We start from the raw sequence: 14,377 nt of genomic DNA, 5'->3' as shown, positions 1-14,377 counted from the left end.
CCCCCTCCCTCCCGAACTGCGCTTTCCATCACCGAAGTGACGAAGCTCATTTCCAGGAATCAGGGGTCTGCGGAGCGGGTGTAAAGAAACCGAACGTGACGTTCGGTCACTTGGGTGGACCGTCTATCTGGAGCGAACGTGGCGTTCGGTCCGTCAGACGGACTGAACGCCACGTTCGCTCCCGAATGTGCGGAGCTACACCACCGGAGCCTGCGGAACGACCTAGGCCGAGCCGTTGAACAGGCTTGTGACGGATCCGTTTTCGAAGACCTCGCGGATGGTGCGGGCGAGGAGGGGTGCGATGGACAGCTCGGTGAGGGTGTCGAATCGCTTCTCGTCGGTGATGGGGAGGGTGTTGGTGACGACGACTTCCTTGGCTCCGCAGTTGGCGAGGCGTTCGGCGGCGGGGTCGGAGAGGACGCCGTGGGTGGCGGCGATGACGACGTCGCCTGCTCCGGCTTCCTTGAGGACCTTGACGGCGCCGGCGATGGTGCCGCCGGTGTCGATCATGTCGTCGATCAGGATGCAGGTGCGGCCTTCGACGTCACCGACGACGCGGTTGGACTTGACCTGGTTGGGCACCAGTGGATCACGGGTCTTGTGGATGAAGGCGAGGGGTGCGCCGTCGAAGCTGTCGGCCCATTTCTCTGCGACGCGGACTCGGCCGGAGTCGGGGGAGACGACGGTGATGTGTTCGAGGCTGTACTTGTCGCGGATGTGATCGGCGAGTTGGCTGTGTGCGTGCATGTGGTCGACGGGGCCGTCGAAGAAGCCCTGGATCTGGTCGGTGTGGAGGTCGACGGTGATGATCCGGTCAGCGCCTGCGGTCTTGAGCAGGTCGGCGACGAGGCGTGCGGAGATCGGCTCACGTCCGCGGTGCTTCTTGTCCTGGCGGGCGTACGGGTAGAACGGCAGGATCGCGGTGATGCGCTTCGCCGATCCACGCTTGAGCGCGTCGATCATGATGAGCTGTTCCATCAACCAGGTGTTGAGCGGGAAGGGGTGGCTCTGCAGGACGAAGGCGTCCGATCCTCGGACCGACTCCTCGAAGCGAACGAAGATCTCGCCGTTTGCGAAGTCGCGTGCGGTCTGCGGGGTTACCTCGATCCCCAGTTCCTTCGCAACCTGCTGTGCGAGTTCGGGGTGAGCTCGACCCGAGAAGAGCATGAGGTTCTTCTGGTTGTCGATCCAGTTCGGGGTGGTCACTGCTGTTCGCCGTCCTTTGATTTTTGCGCGTTTGCCGATTCGGCCGCCAGAGCGCGTGCTGCAGCGTCTGCTGCGGCAGTGCCTGGACGCTTCTTCTCGACCCAGCCTTCGATGTTGCGCTGGGAACCAGCGGAGACAGCGAGCGTCCCCGGTGGTACATCGTTGCGGAGCACGGTGCCTGCTCCGGTGTACGCGCCGTCGCCCACTCGCACGGGGGCGACGAACATGTTGTCCGAGCCGGTGCGGACGTGGGATCCGACTACGGTTCGGCTCTTGTTGACGCCGTCGTAGTTGACGAACACGCTCGATGCTCCGATGTTGGAGTGTTCGCCGATGGTCGCATCTCCGACGTACGTCAGGTGCGGCACTTTCGAGTGGTTGCCGACGGTCGAGTTCTTGGTCTCGACGAAGGTTCCGATCTTGGCGCTGTCCCCGATGTCCGATCCGGGGCGCAGGTAGGCGAAGGGCCCGACGGTTGCGCCGGACCCGATGGTGGATTTGTCTGCCTGCGTACGTACGACGGATGCGCGTTCGCCGACGACGACGTCGCGCAGAGTCGTGTCGGGTCCGATGACGGCGTCCTCGCCGACGTGGGTGCTGCCGAGCAGCTGGACACCCGGCTCGAGTCGAACGTCGGCACCGACGGTGACGTCGATGTCGATCCAGGTGGTCGCGGGATCGACGACGGTGACTCCCGCGCGCATGTGCTTTTCGACGATGTGGCGGTTGAGGACGGCGGTGACGTGGGCGAGCTGAACGCGGTCGTTGACGCCCATGACCAGGTCGGGGTCGGCGAGCTGGGTTCCGTACACGGGTAGGCCGCTGCTCTTGCTGATCTTGACGACGTCGGTGAGATAGAGCTCGTGCTGCGCGTTGGCCGTACTGAGCTTGCCGAGCGCGACGCGCAACGCGGTCGCGTCGAACGCGTAGACGCCGGAGTTGACCTCGTCGATCAGGACCTGCGCGGGGGTGGCGTCGGCGTGTTCGACGATCTCGGCGACCTGATCGTCGTCGGCGCGGACGATGCGGCCGTACCCGTTGGCGTCGTCGGGCACGAACGTCAGGACCGTCGCTGCTGCGGGAAGCGGCGCGCTCAGGTGCTCGTCGAGCAAGGCTTTGAGGGTGTGTCCGTCGAGGAGGGGGACGTCGGCTGCCGTGACGAGGACGGTTCCCTCGAAATCGTCGGGAAGTGCACTGAGGCCGCACTGCACTGCGTGGCCGGTGCCCAGCTGCTGTTCCTGCACCGTGGTGACGATGGTGCGTCCGAGTTCCTCGCTCAGTTCGAGGACGGATTCGGTGACCCGCTCGCGGTCGTGTCCGACGACGGTGACGAGGTGGTCGGGACCGAGGTCGGCGGCGGCGTGCAGAGCGTGCGCGAGCATCGTCCGCCCGGCCAGCGGATGCAGAACCTTCGGGGTCTTGGATCGCATTCGGGTGCCTGCACCTGCTGCGAGAACGACCACGGCGGTATGCAACGGCAACGGGGCTCCTCGGGCGACGATCGCTGAACTGGATCTTCAGGGCAATGTTTCTCGCTCCGCCGCCAGGACTCGAACCTGAACTATCTGAACCAAAATCAGAGGTGCTGCCATTACACCACGGCGGATCATTTCACCAGCGGTTTCTCCGGTCGCCGGTGTCTGCACAAGACAGACTACTGGCCTCGAAGCTCCCGCCGAGCGCAACGAGTCTCGCATGCGGGGTGGCCCGAGGTCGAACCGCTCCCGCCGATCGGTGTCATTCGTCCCATAAGCTCGGGTTTCGACGCTGGGAGACCGGAGCTCCAAGTTTCGACGCCGGGAAACCGGCAGGAGTGACCAGATCACAGGGAGGTGCGCCATGTCCGAGCCCGAGAAGGCGCCGCGTGTCCGGATGACGGGCACGCAGCGTCGCGAACAGTTGATCGAGATCGGCCGCTCCTTGTTCGCCGAGCGGGGGTACGAGGCGACGTCGGTGGAGGAGATCGCGGTCCGCGCGAACGTGTCGAAGCCCGTCGTCTACGAGCATTTCGGCGGCAAGGAAGGTCTCTACGCCGTCATCGTCGACCGCGAGATGTCGACTCTGCTGCACATGGTCACCTCGTCGCTGTCGCAGAACCGATCGCGGGTGAGGGTCGAGCGGGTTGCTCTCGCATTGCTGACGTACGTGGAGGAGCGAACCGACGGGTTCCGCATCCTGGTCCGTGACTCTCCGGTCGCTGCTGCCGACGGCAAGTACTCGTCGTTGCTGAACGATGCGGTGGGCCAGGTCGGGCACATCCTCGCCGGCGACTTCACCCGTCGAGGTTTCGACGCCGGGTTCGCGCCGCTCTACGCGCAGGCGCTGGTCGGGATGGTGTCCATGACGGCTCAGTGGTGGCTCGACGTCAGGGAGCCGTCGAAGGAAGTCGTCGCCGCGCACGTCGTCAATCTGTGTTGGAACGGTCTCACCAATTTGGAGGCCGCGCCCCTACTGGCCGGTGAATGAGCCGAGTATTTCCCCACGTGTCGGTGAAAGAGCGGGTAGGGTTGATTTGCGTCCATGAGACCTACTTCACAGCGACGCATGTATGTTGTTCGGACCATCTGCACGTTGACCAAGGTAAGAATGCCACCGAGTGGTACCGTTCGCTCGTAATTTGCGCAGTGGCAGTCGAGTATTGCGAAGGCGGATCCAATGGTCAGACAGGCACGCGCTGAGATCACGCGCGACACCGTGCTGTCGGGTGCCGCAAATGTTTTTCTGCGGCTCGGCTACGCGAACGCGAGCCTCAGCGAGATCATCTCTCAGTCCCAGGTCACCAAAGGTGCCCTCTACTTCCACTTCGGGTCGAAGGAAGAGTTGGCTCGCGCGGTCATCGACGAGGGCAACGGCCGGCTCATCGCGGCGTGCCAGCAATTCAACGACGGCCGTATCCCCGCGCTGGAAGCAGCCATCGGCATCTCCTACATCGTCGTCGACATGTCGGTGAGTGACCCGATGGTGTCGGCAATGCTGCGGCTCAGCCACCAGATCGGTGACTACCGGGGCACCCAGGGCAACGTGATGTCCGGCTGGAGCGAGTCGTTCAACGCGCTGGCCGCCAAAGCGATCAAGCAAGGTGACCTCGCCGCTGATGCCGACCCCGCGACCATCGGTGCTCTCGTCCTCGAGATCCTCACCGGCGTGCACATGGTTGCCGTCGCCACAGGCAACACGGAGGAGCTTCCGTCTCGGATGGAACGTCTCTGGTACTACCTCCTTCCGTCACTCGTGACGGCGGGCAAGGTCGAGTACTTCCGTGAGTTCGCGGCCCGGCGCGTCATCCGGCACTAGTTGCCCGTAGCTGGACGTATGTAAAGGACGCACGACGTCGGCGGTAGGATCGATCGCGATATCCATTGCGCCGATCTCGCTCAGGAGCCCCGCAGTTGTCTTCCGATTCTTCGCTTGCACTGTCGGGCCTCGCGCGCGTCGCACTGTCGGACTCCACGCTCGCCGCCGTGCGCGACGCCGTCGGAGCCGCGGAGCGCACCCTCGTCGCACCCAATTCGGTGCGGCCGTTCGTCGCATCCGCCATCGCCGAGCGAGCGCAGGTCCTCGTCGTCACCGCAACCGGCCGTGAGGCCGACGATCTGACGACGGAACTGAAACAGATTCTCGGCGACGCCGTCGCTCAGTTCCCGTCGTGGGAGACACTGCCGCACGAGCGGTTGTCCCCGAGTGCGGACACCGTCGGCCGACGGCTCGAGGTTTTGCGACGCCTGGCCCGGCCGGACGACAAGGACTACGGCCCGACGCTTCAGGTCATCGTCACCACCGTTCGCTCGCTCGTGCAGCCGATGGCGCCGGGGCTGGGGGAGATCGAACCCATCGGCTTGCGCGTCGGCGTCGAAATCGACTTCGACGGGCTCATCCACCGCCTCGTGGAACTGGCCTACACGCGCGTCGACATGGTCGGTAAGCGCGGTGAATTCGCCGTTCGCGGCGGTATTCTCGATATCTTCTCGCCGACGGCCGATCACCCCGTTCGCGTCGAATTCTGGGGCGACGAGGTCACCGAGCTGCGCGCCTTCTCGGTCGCGGACCAGCGGTCGCTCCCGGACGTCGACATTCAGTCGGTCATCGCGCCGCCGTGTCGTGAGCTGATTCTCACCGAGACCGTCCGTGACCGTGCGGCGGCGCTCGCTGCGGACAACCAGGCGGACGCAGCGTTGGTCGAGATGCTGGACAAGCTGTCCGCGGGTGTTCCCGTGGAAGGCATGGAGGCTCTGCTACCGCTGCTGCAACCCGGTGAGCTCCAGCTGCTCGCCGACGTATTGCCCGACGGCGCGCATGTCCTGCTGTGTGATCCGGAGCGAATCCGCACGCGTGCAACCGATCTGGTCCGTACCGGCCAAGAGTTCCTGGAAGCGTCGTGGACGGCCGCGTCGGTCGGCGGAGCGGCTCCGCTCGACGCGTCGACGGTCAACACCGACAGTCTCGGCGGAGTGAGCCTGGATCTCGGGGCGTCGGCGTACCGCTCGCTCAGGCAGATTCGTGAATCCGCACAGGCGCTGGGACGACCGTGGTGGACCATCAGTCCTCTCGCGTCCGGAAGCGAGGACGAGGTCGCACTCGTCGTCGAGTCGGTCCCGGAGGTCCGTGGCTCCGAGGAGTTGCTCGCCGGTGTGTTCGCGATGCTCCGCGCACACGTCTCGACGGGTGGGCGCGCGGTCATCGCCGTCGCCGGTGCAGGCACCGCCAACCGCATCATCGAACGACTCGGCGAAGCGGAAGTACCTGCGGCACATATCGAGTCCGGGTCCGAGCCGTTGCCGGACGTCGTCAGCGTCCTGTGTGGCACGTTGAACGAGGGACTGATTCTGCCCGACGCCCGGCTCGTGGTCGTCACCGAGAGCGACCTCACCGGAAACCGCGTCGCTGCCACCGAAGGGCGAAAGCTACCGGCGAAGAGGCGAAATCAAGTCGATCCGCTCGCTCTCGTGGCCGGCGACAGCGTCGTGCACGATCAGCACGGCATCGGACGATTCGTGGAGATGATCGAGCGCACCGTCGGCGGTGCACGACGCGAGTACCTCGTCATCGAGTACGCACCCAGCAAACGCGGTCAGCCCGGCGACCGATTGTTCGTGCCGATGGATTCGTTGGATCAGCTCTCGCGCTATGTCGGTGGCGAATTGCCGTCGCTCAGCAAGCTCGGCGGATCGGACTGGGCGAACACCAAACGCAAGGCGCGCAAGGCGGTTCGTGAGATCGCCGGCGAGCTCGTGCAGTTGTACGCGGCGCGTCAGGCGGCACCGGGCCACGCGTTCGGTCCGGACACCCCGTGGCAGCGTGAGATGGAAGACGCGTTCGGGTTCACCGAGACCATGGACCAGATGACCGCGATCACCGACGTCAAGGCGGACATGGAGAAGGCGGTTCCGATGGACCGCGTCATCCTCGGCGACGTCGGCTACGGCAAGACGGAAATCGCCGTCCGCGCCGCGTTCAAAGCAGTTCAGGACGGCAAGCAGGTGGCGGTACTCGTGCCGACAACACTGCTGGCACAGCAACATCTGCAGACGTTCACCGCACGAATGGCCGCGTTCCCCGTGACGGTCAAGGGGCTCTCTCGCTTCACCCACGGCGCCGAGTCGAAAGAGGTCATGGCCGGTCTGGCCGACGGAACCGTCGACGTCGTCGTCGGCACGCACCGCCTGTTGCAGACGGGTGTCGTGTGGAAGGACCTCGGCCTCATCGTCGTCGACGAGGAACAGCGGTTCGGCGTCGAGCACAAGGAGCACATCAAGTCGCTCCGCACCCACGTGGACGTGCTGACGATGTCCGCGACTCCGATCCCTCGTACGTTGGAGATGAGCCTCGCGGGGATTCGTGAGATGTCGACCATCCTCACGCCACCCGAGGAGCGCCATCCGGTTCTGACCTACGTCGGCGCGTACAACGACAAGCAGGTCGCGGCTGCGATTCGACGCGAACTGCTGCGCGACGGTCAAGTGTTCTTCGTGCACAACCGTGTCAGTTCGATCGACAAGGCCGCGAAGCGAATTCGTGATCTCGTTCCGGAAGCGCGCGTCACCACGGCGCACGGCCAGATGAACGAGGAGACCCTCGAACGCACGGTGCAGGGCTTCTGGGAACGCGAAACCGACGTGCTGGTGTGTACCACCATCATCGAGACGGGTCTCGACATCTCCAACGCCAACACGCTGATCGTCGAGCGCAGTGATTCGCTCGGCCTGTCTCAGCTGCACCAGCTGCGTGGACGCGTCGGACGTAGCCGCGAGCGTGGTTACGCGTACTTCCTGTACCCGGCGGAGAAGCCGCTCACCGAAACTGCCTACGACAGGCTGTCCACCATCTCGCAGAACTCCGACCTCGGTGCCGGTATGGCCGTCGCCATGAAAGACCTCGAAATCCGCGGCGCCGGAAACGTTCTGGGCGCCGAACAGTCCGGCCACGTCGCCGGCGTCGGATTCGATCTATACGTGCGGTTGGTCGGCGAAGCCGTGGAAGCGTACCGGGCAGCCGCCGACGGCAAACCGATCTCCACCGACGAAGCGCCCAAGGAAGTGCGCATCGACCTGCCCGTCGACGCACACATTCCGCCGGACTACGTCACCAGCGACCGGTTGCGGCTCGAAGCGTACCGAAAGCTGGCTGCTGCAACGGATTCCGACTCGATCAACGCGGTGCTGGACGAGCTCGTCGACCGCTACGGCCCACTTCCCGAGGAAGTGGGACGCCTGGTGTCCGTCGCCAAGCTTCGTTTGATCGCGAAGGAGTACGGGCTCACGGACGTCAACGTCGCGGGCACCCAGGTCAAGCTGGCCCCGATGGATCTGCCCGATTCCAAGCAGATCCGACTCAAGCGGCTCTACCCCAACGCTGCGTACCGCGCCACCACCGGTGTGGTGCAGACGCCCCTGCCTCGCGTGGAAGGCGGCGGCGTCGGTGCTGCGCGAGTGCGGGACGTCGAGTTGGTCCAGTACATCGCCGACCTCATACTGTCACTCGACGGTAAACCGTCCAGGTCGGTGTTGCTGGAGCAGACTGTGGGGGTGTGATGACGGTAGTGCTGCTGGATCCCGTTCGCCCGACGATGGTCCCGGCCGAGGCCGTGGAATTCCTCAACGGAATCGTCGAGTTCACCGAGGAGGTTCCGGTGCGCACCCGGTGGCTGTTCTCGGGTACCGCGCACGCCGACGGCTCCGCCGAGGTCCTCGTCAGCACCGACCCGTCGAACCCGGATGTGCAGCAGCGCATTCGGCGCGGTGACCGCGTAATCTCGTCGCCTAAGCTGCCTGGTGACGACCTTATCGCTGCCGTACTTCTGATGGACCGCCTTCGGGTCCGCGGTGGGTGGGAAGCTCAGCAGACACACGCGTCCTTGAGCGGTTACCTGCTCGAAGAGACGTACGAGCTTCTCGATGCGATCCACAGCGGCAACCTCGACGACCTGAAAGAGGAACTCGGCGACATCCTGCTGCAGGTGCTGTTTCATTCTCGGATCGCGCAGGACGCGTCGGAAAATGCATTCGACGTCGACGACGTAGCAGCGGGTCTTGTACGAAAGCTGACTCACCGAACCCCGCACCTCGACGACGGATCGACCGGCCCGATCGACATCGCTGTGCAGGAGAAAGCGTGGGAGGAGAAGAAGGCAGCCGAGAAAGCCCGCGGTTCCTGCTTGGACGGCGTCGCACTGTCCCAACCCGCACTGGCACTGGCCCAGAAAGTCGTCGCGCGGGCGAGCAAAGCGGGACTGCCCGACGAGCTGATTCCCGACGAACTTCGCGTCGTACACATCGGCCTCGACCACAGTCACGGGGGCGAAAGCGCCGAGGACTTGTTGCGACGCAACGTCTTGCGTTTCGCCGACCGTATCCGCGACGCCGAAAAATCCGCCAAGGTCCACGGCGCAGTCCCCGGCAAACTCACCGCCATCGAATGGATCGAGAACTGGGGTAGGCGGTAGGTCCGCCCCCTTTGGCGCACGAATGGGCCCTGCTAGCTACCGGTACGCATGAATGTGACATCCAAGCGATGAGGGGCTGGTCGGCCGGTTTTCCGGAGCGAATGTGACGTTCGGTCAATGCTGCGCACCTGGGCGTGCGTCTGCGATGAGGCTACTTACGCCAGAGCAAGTGGTGCACGACGCCGCTGGGGCTGGGGATGGTTTCGTGCTCGAATCGGTCGTCGAGTTCGTCGTGTGACTCCCATAGTTTCAGGCCCGACCCGAACTCGATCGGCGCGACAGCAACGTGCAGTGCGTCGACGAGATCGACGTCCAAGAACTCTCGGATCGTGGTGACGCCGCCGCCGAGTCGAACGTCCTTGCCCTCGGCTGCCTGCTTGGCTCTGTCCAGCACATCTGCCGGCGAGCTGTCGACGAAGTGAAACGTTGTGTCTGAGAGTTGGATCGAGGGGCGCTCGTGGTGCGTGAGTACGAACACCGGGGTGTGGAACGGCGGTTCGTCACCCCACCACCCTTGCCATTCGTGGTCCGTCCACGGCCCGCGTTGAGGTCCGAACTTGTTCCGGCCCATGATCTCGGCGCCGATGTTGTTCGAGAAATCGCGGGCGAAGTAGTCGTCCAAGCCCCGGGACCCACTGGAACCGGCGTTGCCCGGAAAACTTGCCGTGGCGAAGAACCACTTCATCAACGTCAGATGGTCGAGACCGAACGGGTTCTCGAGACTCTGGTCGATGCCTGCGGCGACCCCGTCGGCTGAGATGGTGAAATTCTGTACCCGCAGTAGCTGTGCCATGTGTCTCCCCGCATCGAAGGTGCCGTTCCGGAGTGTAGACCCGGCATCCGCGCAAACTTCATCGCCGACGGCGGCGAGGCCTGGCCGGTGGATCAGTTGGGGAACGTCTGCGCGACGTCGGATGCATTATCTGTATCGGTGTCCGAGTACTGATCGAAGAACTTCTGGAACACCGCCTGCATTTCCTTCACCACTTGAATGTGGCTGTCGATGACACCGACCATGCTGTTCTGTCCGCCCACGGCTTTCTCGGACAGAATTTGTGCAAACTGTTTGCCCATCTCGAAGTCGCCGTATCCATCGATCTTGCCTAATTGACGCGCCGTCGCTCGATGTCGGTCGAGTCTGTCGAGGTAGTTGACACAGCTCTGATTGCATTGCCTAGCGGTATCGGCGTCCAAGTACAGCTGACCGTTGTCGGCGGCGATGGCCAAGCTCTGCCAGTAGGTAAGACGAGGTGCAATCGGGTGTTCAGGCGACATCAGAATCTCCTCTGTTGCAGTATCCTACGATTTCGGCACGGCGGGACTTATGGAACGAGTATGGCGAACGACGATTTCGCACAGGTCTCTCGAGGATTGCGACGACCCTTTGCGTGACGCGCTGAACAGGGCGAGACCAATCGCGGTATCGAAAGCGATCTCGCACGAATTCTCGGTGTCGGTGACTCTCGATTGGTAGACGAGTGCATTTCGATCAGTGACCTCGACGCTCTGGAATCCCGAGTTCTGCGGGTTTTCACGTACATCGTTGAGGTCGTAGTCGGGGGTGAAGTAGACATCGAATGTGTACCAATCTTCCCCACTGATCGAGTCCCACCCGCAAATGGTCCAGCCCGGGGTGGTGTAGCCCTTGTCTGCCATGGAGTCTTTGGAGGCTGGATCGAGGCCTGCGGCGGTGATGGTGGTGTCGGGGATGGTGCAGGGGTCGAAGGTCTGGTCGGAGGGGGAGTCGGCGACGGCGCTGCCGGTGATGTCGGTGGAGCAGCCGACCAGCAGTGCGACGCTGATCGCCGTCAGACAGGCCTTACGCATAGTCTCCCCCTCGCAGAAATCACGTCGTCAGGTTAGACGCACGCGAGGCCGGATCGGTTCCACTTCGGCAGGAGACGTTCTCGTCGAGCGGCCTGGATGCGCCACACACGCTGTCTGCTCGCATGAATGAACCATTCATGCGAAGAGGGTAGACCCCCAGAATTCCGATTCACCCAATCCGGGCGGGCAGGCGAAGACGGCGGAGCCGACGTGTTGGATGTATTCGTTCAGTAGGTCTTTGCGTGCCAGGGCCAGCTGCATGGGCACGAACTGCTCGAGTGGGTCTCGGCAGTACGCAATGAAGAACAGTCCTGCGTCCAGGTGACCGAAGCCGTCGGAGCCGTCGGTGAAGTTGTAACCGCGCCTGAGGATTTGGATGCCGTCGAGGTTCTCCTTCGAGGCGAGACGCACGTGGGCGTCGGAGTCGATCAGCAATCCTTCAGGACCCTTGGAATCGAGGTCGAGAGCGTCGAATTCGTCTTTCAGGCCCAGGGGTGCGCCGGTTCCCTTACTGCGCCCGATGACTCGTTCCTGCTCCTTCAGCGTGGTCCGATCCCAGGATTCGATCAGCATGCGGATTCGACGCGCAACGAGGTACGAGCCTCCGGCCATCCATGGTTGATCGTCGTCTTCCCCGACCCAGATGTAATCGTCGAGCAGGTCGGGATCCTCGGCTTTGAGGTTGGCCGTTCCGTCTTTGAATCCGAACAGATTTCGTGGTGTCGCCTGGGTGGTCGACGTCGACGACGTGCGCCCGAATCCGAGTTGGGACCATTTGACTGACACGGTGCCGAATCCGACACGTGCGAGGTTGCGGATGGCGTGGACTGCGACCTGCGGGTCGTTGGCGCAGGCCTGGATGCAGAGGTCGCCGCCGGAGCGGCGTTCGTCGAGATTGTCGGCGGGAAAGTGCTGCAGGTCGGCCAGGGACGTCGGCTTGAGATCCGCAAGCCCGAAGCGGGTGAACAGTCCGGGCCCGAATCCGATCGTCAGGGTCAACGACGACGCGGACAATCCCAATGCCTCACCGGTGTCCGACGGCGGGCGGTACTCACCCGCGCCGACGGCGCCACCGTCGAATGTTTCTTCGCCCCGGGTGAGCCGCTCCGCCATGAGCGTCCACTTCTGGAGCAGCGCAACGAATTCGTCGCGTGACTCGGTGGTGATGTCGAATGCGACGAAGTGCATGCGGTCCTGTGCCGGGGTGACGATGCCGGCCTGGTGCGCTCCGCGAAATTCCACGATGTCCGACGGCCGGTCCTCGTTGGACTCCGCGCATGCGGCAACGGCTCCCGTCCCGACGAGGGCCGCGCCCACCCCGACGGCGCCGAACAGGCGCCGCCGAGAGAAGCGAGAGGTATTACTGTCCGGCAACGACACCCTGTACCTGACTTACCTCGGCGGACAGTGCGTCGATCTTGTTGGAGAGTTCCTGACGCTGGGGTTCGGTGACGGTGTCGTAGAAGACGAAGCCGTCGCCCTGGCGGTACTCGGCCAGTTCGGCGTCGAGCTCGGCGAAGCGTGCATCGATGGCTGACCCCAGTTCTGCGTCGTTCTGATCGATGATCGGACGCACTGCGGCGACTGCTGCCTGGGAGCCGTCGACGTTCGCCTGGAAGTCCCATAGGTCGGTGTGCGAGAAGAAGTCTTCCTCACCGCTGATCTTGGTCTTGGCGACCTCGTCGAGCAGTCCCTGGGCGCCACCTGCGACCTGAATGGGGTCGATGGTGAAGTCCTCGGCCTTGACCTTCTCGGCGAGTTCTGCGATGTCGGCCTGAAGCTGATCGGCCATCTGGTTCGTGTCGGGCTGCAGCCCCTGCTCCCAGAGATCTTTCTCGATGCGGTGGAAGCCGGTCCAGGTATCACCGGGCTCGACGTCCGGTTCACGCAGATCGATGCGCGGGTCGAGGTCGTCGGGGAACGCCTCGGCGACCGGCTCGATGCGCTCGTAGTAGCTGCGGGTGACGGGGAACTGGGTCTTTGCGGCTTCGATGTCGCCGGACTTCACGGCGGCGACGAACGATGACGTAGTCTCCTGGAGCGCGTCGACCTGGCTGACGACGTATCGTTTGTAGCCGGTTGCTGCCTCGTCGAGCAGTCCGTTCTCGTCGGCCTGACGCACGGCGTCGCCGGAGACGACGAAGTCTGCGCGGATTCCGTCGCCGACCATGCCTGCCTTGCAGGCGGTTTGGTAGGTGCCCGGGTCGGGCAGGGCGACGATGAGCTGACGCGTCAGGCCCGGTCCGATGTTCTCGACCTCGCCCATGACACGGTCGCCTTCGCCGTAGACGTAGAACTCGGTGACCTTGGTTCCGTTGTTCGTGATCTGGAACGTCGAGTTGCCGGTCGTTCCTTCGGACGTCGCGACATCGCACGTGGTGTCGGTGGCGGCGACGGCGATGTCGCCGGAACCGGACTCGGATCCGCCGTCGGACGACGATTTCTCGGTGCAGCCGGCGAGAGCGAGCGGCAGAGCCGCGAGTGCGGCCAGCGCAAAGGTGGTACGGCGCAAGGGAGTGCCTTTCATGAGGTGACTGCGGGTTCGGGTACGCGAACCGGCCGAAGGAACAGGTAGAGAACGACAGCGAGGTAGAGCACCCATCCGGTGACCTGCAGGACGGTGGGTTCGGGTCGGAAGTTGAAGATGCCGGCGAGGACGGTGCCGTACCAACTGGAAGCGTCGAACTGTGCGGTGATGTCGAAGGCCGTCGAACCTCCGCCGGGCAGAATCCCGCCGATCTGCAGTGCACGGATTCCGTACGCGAGAATGCCTGCCGCGACGACGATCAGGAAGATGCCGGTGTATTTGAAGAACACCGCGAAATTGATGCGGATGGCGCCGAAGTACAGCAGAACCGTCAGTCCGGCCGCGGCGACGATTCCCAGCAGAAGTCCCAGCAGCGGCCACGAACTGCCGCCCGTGTTCTCCGCGTATCCGACCATCAGCAACGCAGTTTCGACGCCTTCGCGTCCGACGGCGAAGAACGACAGCGCCAGGACCGCGAGTGGTCCGACGGTCAACGCTCGCTCCATGCCGGAGCGGAGTTCGCCGGAGATGTCCTTGGCAGCGGTGCGCATCCACAGCACCATCGCGGTGACGATGCCGACGGCGACCAGCGAGGCGGCTCCGGCGATGATCTCCGCGGTCAGTCCGGTGACCGTCGACGTTCCGTAGTGAATGACGAAAAAGATCGCTGCCACCATGGCAACAGCCAGCCCGACTCCCAACCAGACCCACTTCAACGCGTCGCGCCGCTCGGCCTTGACGAGGAAAGCGACCAGGATCATGACGACGATGCCCGTTTCCAGGCCTTCTCGGAGGCCGATCAACCCGCTTCCGAACATTTGGGTGGCGATGGGCGGAGCGGCTAGGACGGACACGTTCGGTGCTCCTGAAGCGTTGCG

Annotated in this window: 12 protein-coding genes and 1 tRNA gene; 4 read left to right on the top strand and 9 right to left on the bottom strand. The window is 63.9% G+C overall.

Annotated elements, in window-relative coordinates:
- Positions 1-222 precede the first annotated feature (222 nt).
- From CH289_RS01490 to CH289_RS01480, 3 genes are all read right to left on the bottom strand, one after another.
- Positions 223-1,206: a ribose-phosphate diphosphokinase gene (locus CH289_RS01490; RefSeq protein ID WP_019664562.1), complete on the bottom strand. Its 984-nt coding sequence runs from the start codon at positions 1,204-1,206 to the stop codon at positions 223-225.
- The gene (glmU, locus tag CH289_RS01485) at positions 1,203-2,687 is read right to left on the bottom strand and encodes a bifunctional UDP-N-acetylglucosamine diphosphorylase/glucosamine-1-phosphate N-acetyltransferase GlmU (RefSeq protein WP_179276702.1); all 1,485 of its coding nucleotides are present in this window, start codon (positions 2,685-2,687) and stop codon (positions 1,203-1,205) included. The genes CH289_RS01490 and glmU overlap by 4 nt, the downstream gene beginning before the upstream one ends.
- Before the next feature lie 54 nt (positions 2,688-2,741).
- Positions 2,742-2,812 (bottom strand) — tRNA-Gln (locus tag CH289_RS01480).
- A gap of 233 nt (positions 2,813-3,045) precedes the next feature.
- Here CH289_RS01480 and CH289_RS01475 point away from each other — a divergent pair.
- From CH289_RS01475 to CH289_RS01460, 4 genes are all read left to right on the top strand, one after another.
- Positions 3,046-3,672 (top strand): TetR/AcrR family transcriptional regulator, encoded by a 627-nt coding sequence (locus tag CH289_RS01475; protein ID WP_094727068.1) that lies wholly within the window; start codon positions 3,046-3,048, stop codon positions 3,670-3,672.
- 189 nt (positions 3,673-3,861) lie between these two features.
- The gene (locus CH289_RS01470) at positions 3,862-4,500 is read left to right on the top strand and encodes a ScbR family autoregulator-binding transcription factor (protein WP_019664565.1); all 639 of its coding nucleotides are present in this window, start codon (positions 3,862-3,864) and stop codon (positions 4,498-4,500) included.
- A 95-nt stretch (positions 4,501-4,595) separates the two neighbouring features.
- Positions 4,596-8,234 (top strand): transcription-repair coupling factor, encoded by a 3,639-nt coding sequence (gene mfd, locus CH289_RS01465; RefSeq protein WP_019664566.1) that lies wholly within the window; start codon positions 4,596-4,598, stop codon positions 8,232-8,234.
- Positions 8,234-9,145 carry a nucleoside triphosphate pyrophosphohydrolase gene (locus CH289_RS01460; protein WP_037161433.1) on the top strand — a complete coding sequence of 304 codons (912 nt, stop codon included), beginning with the start codon at positions 8,234-8,236 and terminating at the stop codon, positions 9,143-9,145. The genes mfd and CH289_RS01460 overlap by 1 nt, the downstream gene beginning before the upstream one ends.
- Before the next feature lie 151 nt (positions 9,146-9,296).
- On the opposite strand, the gene CH289_RS01455 is transcribed toward CH289_RS01460, so the two are convergent.
- From CH289_RS01455 to efeU, 6 genes are all read right to left on the bottom strand, one after another.
- The gene (locus CH289_RS01455) at positions 9,297-9,938 is read right to left on the bottom strand and encodes a dihydrofolate reductase family protein (protein ID WP_094727066.1); all 642 of its coding nucleotides are present in this window, start codon (positions 9,936-9,938) and stop codon (positions 9,297-9,299) included.
- A 92-nt stretch (positions 9,939-10,030) separates the two neighbouring features.
- The gene (locus CH289_RS01450) at positions 10,031-10,420 is read right to left on the bottom strand and encodes a hypothetical protein (protein ID WP_037183586.1); all 390 of its coding nucleotides are present in this window, start codon (positions 10,418-10,420) and stop codon (positions 10,031-10,033) included.
- Between the two features lie 24 nt (positions 10,421-10,444).
- Positions 10,445-10,972, bottom strand: coding sequence for a DUF3558 domain-containing protein (locus CH289_RS01445; protein WP_037183587.1), 528 nt, complete (start codon positions 10,970-10,972; stop codon positions 10,445-10,447).
- Positions 10,973-11,107: 135 nt separating this feature from the next.
- Positions 11,108-12,352, bottom strand: a complete 1,245-nt coding sequence (efeB, locus tag CH289_RS01440; RefSeq protein WP_080738041.1) for an iron uptake transporter deferrochelatase/peroxidase subunit — start codon at positions 12,350-12,352, stop codon at positions 11,108-11,110.
- Positions 12,333-13,499: an iron uptake system protein EfeO gene (efeO, locus tag CH289_RS01435; RefSeq protein ID WP_037183591.1), complete on the bottom strand. Its 1,167-nt coding sequence runs from the start codon at positions 13,497-13,499 to the stop codon at positions 12,333-12,335. The genes efeB and efeO overlap by 20 nt, the downstream gene beginning before the upstream one ends.
- A complete protein-coding gene (efeU, locus tag CH289_RS01430) occupies positions 13,496-14,353 on the bottom strand; it encodes an iron uptake transporter permease EfeU (protein WP_019664573.1) in 858 nt (285 codons plus the stop codon). Before efeU ends, efeO begins: the two co-directional genes overlap by 4 nt.
- Positions 14,354-14,377: the final 24 nt, after the last annotated feature.

This window comes from Rhodococcus sp. RS1C4, assembly GCF_002258225.1.
GTDB classification, from domain to species: Bacteria; Actinomycetota; Actinomycetes; order Mycobacteriales; family Mycobacteriaceae; genus Rhodococcoides; species Rhodococcoides fascians_E.
This window is presented reverse-complemented; position numbering and strand designations above follow the sequence as displayed.

Excerpts from the sequence above, each read along its gene's own strand:
- CH289_RS01475 (WP_094727068.1), top strand. The coding sequence starts at position 3,046 with ATGTCCGAGCCCGAGAAGGCGCCGCGTGTCCGGATGACGGGCACGCAG.
- CH289_RS01445 (WP_037183587.1), bottom strand. The coding sequence starts at position 10,972 with ATGCGTAAGGCCTGTCTGACGGCGATCAGCGTCGCACTGCTGGTCGGC.
- CH289_RS01460 (WP_037161433.1), top strand. The coding sequence starts at position 8,234 with ATGACGGTAGTGCTGCTGGATCCCGTTCGCCCGACGATGGTCCCGGCC.
- CH289_RS01455 (WP_094727066.1), bottom strand. The coding sequence starts at position 9,938 with ATGGCACAGCTACTGCGGGTACAGAATTTCACCATCTCAGCCGACGGG.
- CH289_RS01450 (WP_037183586.1), bottom strand. The coding sequence starts at position 10,420 with ATGTCGCCTGAACACCCGATTGCACCTCGTCTTACCTACTGGCAGAGC.
- CH289_RS01470 (WP_019664565.1), top strand. The coding sequence starts at position 3,862 with ATGGTCAGACAGGCACGCGCTGAGATCACGCGCGACACCGTGCTGTCG.
- efeO (WP_037183591.1), bottom strand. The coding sequence starts at position 13,499 with ATGAAAGGCACTCCCTTGCGCCGTACCACCTTTGCGCTGGCCGCACTC.